The sequence below is a fragment of the Candidatus Desulfolinea nitratireducens genome, from assembly GCF_982879505.1.
Genome location: NZ_CEYOSI010000329.1, coordinates 1 through 2,605, shown reverse-complemented (window position 1 = coordinate 2,605; position 2,605 = coordinate 1). Strand labels below are relative to the sequence as shown.

At 47.1% G+C, this 2,605-nt stretch carries 4 protein-coding genes; all 4 read right to left on the bottom strand.

Annotated features, from left to right (window positions below; all coding sequences use genetic code 11):
* Positions 1-258: FGGY family carbohydrate kinase (locus AC3DOM_RS17350; RefSeq protein WP_487920294.1), on the bottom strand; the 258-nt coding region annotated here is incomplete at its 3' end.
* 24 nt (positions 259-282) lie between these two features.
* Positions 283-1,161, bottom strand: a complete 879-nt coding sequence (locus tag AC3DOM_RS17345; RefSeq protein WP_487920293.1) for an SMP-30/gluconolactonase/LRE family protein — start codon at positions 1,159-1,161, stop codon at positions 283-285.
* 15 nt (positions 1,162-1,176) lie between these two features.
* Positions 1,177-1,485, bottom strand: coding sequence for an FGGY family carbohydrate kinase (locus AC3DOM_RS17340; protein WP_487920292.1), 309 nt, complete (start codon positions 1,483-1,485; stop codon positions 1,177-1,179).
* An 88-nt stretch (positions 1,486-1,573) separates the two neighbouring features.
* Positions 1,574-2,329: an HAD-IIA family hydrolase gene (locus tag AC3DOM_RS17335; RefSeq protein ID WP_487920295.1), complete on the bottom strand. Its 756-nt coding sequence runs from the start codon at positions 2,327-2,329 to the stop codon at positions 1,574-1,576.
* Between the last annotated feature and the right edge of the window lie 276 nt (positions 2,330-2,605).

Here is a 2,605-nt window from a genome sequence, read left to right as displayed (position 1 = left end):
ATAGACGCCATTTCCGTGCCCTGTGTTGCCTATACCCGCGATTTCCTCTGGTTTTATACTCGATTTAGCCAAAACATCACGGATAGCAGTAGCCGTGCTCTGCCACAACATTTCCATATCGCGTTCAGTCCACCCGGGATGCGGAAAATCGGTGTCTGCAGCACAGTTCGCCACCGCAATTTCCTTGCCATGTAAATCAAACAACGCCGCTTTGGAGAATGTATTGCCGTTATCAATGCCTAAAAGATATTTGCTCATGGATTTTCTCCACTACCAATACAATCAACCCGCAAAGGCGGGTTCCACCAGACCTTTGACTCCCGTTTGAACCTGGAACAGGTCGCCAGCTTGAGGCTGTTGCTTCCAATCTGCTTCCTCAAAATCCCATGACGCAGTGGTGACATATAGAACATCCAGGTCCGAGCCGCCAAATGCAAATGAAATCACATGTTGCACAGGGAAGGGAATCTGGCGTTCAATCTTTCCATCAGGAGCGTAGCGCGTTAGCTTCCAGCCATTCCAATGTCCATTCCAGATAAAACCCTCTGCATCTACAATAAGGCCATCAGGCATCCCTTCGTCTTCTGGAATTTGAGCAAAGACACGGCGATTACTAGTCGTCCCTGTATCTGGATCATAATCAAGAGCTATGATCTCCCATTTCCGTTGATCTGCCACATAAACCGTCCGATTGTCCAGGCTGAGCCCAATACCATTAGCTGTGGCATATCCGGTATCCAATTCATGAAGCGAACCATCAGGGTCCAGACGATATAACGAACCTTCTGGCAAGAAAGGGTCATTCATATTGACCGTCCCTACCAACAAGCGCCCTTGCCGGTCCACCGCAGCATCGTTGTAGATAATTTCTAGCTTTTCCGGATTAGGTGGCCCGATGATGAGGTCATAGGTGTTGGGTTTCGGGTCCCATCCATAAATCCCATCTTGAGCAATCGCAATCAGCCCTCCTGAGGCCCGGCGAGCCAAAGCTGTTACTGCTGGGTCTACAGAAAAAGTCGTAACCTTGCCTGTAGCTGGTTCAAACCGGCTAGTTGGCTTACCACCCCAATCAACCCAATAAAGAGCATTATTTTCGGGGTCCCAAATTGGGGTTTCTCCTAATCGATTACCTACTTTCAGTAGATGTTCTGGTTGATTCATAGTGAGACTCCTATACTAGGCACTAAACTGCTCATACAATCGATGACTAACCGGGGCGAGAACCGGGTAAAGCTGTAATTGGGTCTCAGTGCGTGGATCGTGCCTATTGATAAACGGATGTAGCCAATTACCCTGTTTGTCAATAGGCACGCCATCCATCCCCATACCAGTTACAGCTACAGCTTTGATATGGTGAGGATTATCTAACTTGGAGACTGCTTCCTTTATGGCTGCTGCTGTGCCACCCCATATTTGATCTGGCTGCCACACTGTCCATTCCCGGTGATCTGGATACGGATTGTAGCGCTCTGTAGGCCTAAACACAACTGGCAACCACATTACCGGAGAGATCGTAAATCACACATTTGAGAGAAGTTGAACCCAGATCTATGCCAACGAGATAATCCATCTTTCACTCCTTCAGTGTCGATTTCCAAATATCCAGTAGATGCGCAATATCATCAAAAATCATATCTGTTTTAATGGCTTCAGCTTCTCCACGATCTGATGAGCCCGACAAGACACAGATAGTGATGAGGCCTGCCCTTTTCCCACCAAGAATATCGGTGTCTACACGATCTCCGATAATGGCCGTCGTTTCTGGATTAGCACCCATCTGTTCAATAGCCAGTTGATACATAGTTGGTTCCGGCTTGCCAATTGCCACCGGTTTAACACCTGAAGCTGCCTCGAGAGCAACAATCAGTGAACCGGTGCCCGGAAGCAGGCCTTTTTCTGATGGATAGGTTGGGTCGAGGTTTGTGGCGAAAAAGCGGGCTCCGCTGCGGATTAAAATAGTAGCCAGTTCGAGTTTCTCATAGGTCACGTTCCGATCCATGCTCGCAACTACTAATTCAACAGATTCATCTGCCAGGATGAATCCTTCTTCCTCTATTGCCTGTTTCAGAGCTGACATACCAAAAACATGGACACGTGTCCCACGAGGATACTCCCGGGCCAGGAATCTTGCTGTGGCCTGACCTGAATTCAGTATTTCATCCGGGGATATTGTCACACCCATTTCCGCTAATTTACTAACACGTTCCTGAGCGGTGCGGGTCGAGTTATTCGTCGCCAGGGTAAATTGGATGGAGTGCTCCCGGAGAAACGTTATGAATTCGTTTAATCGGGGCATTGGTTGATTTCCTAAGTGGAGAACACCATCCATGTCTATAATGAGATTGGTAATCTTCGTTAGCAATTCCATAAGGTTTCTTTCTCTTAGCCTTTTACAACTGATGACAATTTAGTTCGTCTAATAATCAATACAGTTTATTTTTGTCCGTACTTATTCTGATACAAATCCACCATATAATCAACCTGATCTTCGGAAAGCTGAATAGGCTCTCCGCGCGTCATCGCAAAATGGGTAATCTTTGCAATTTCCTCGACTTCAACTGCCATCTTAGTAGCTTCTTGCGGCGAGGAACCAATGGTAAAGACA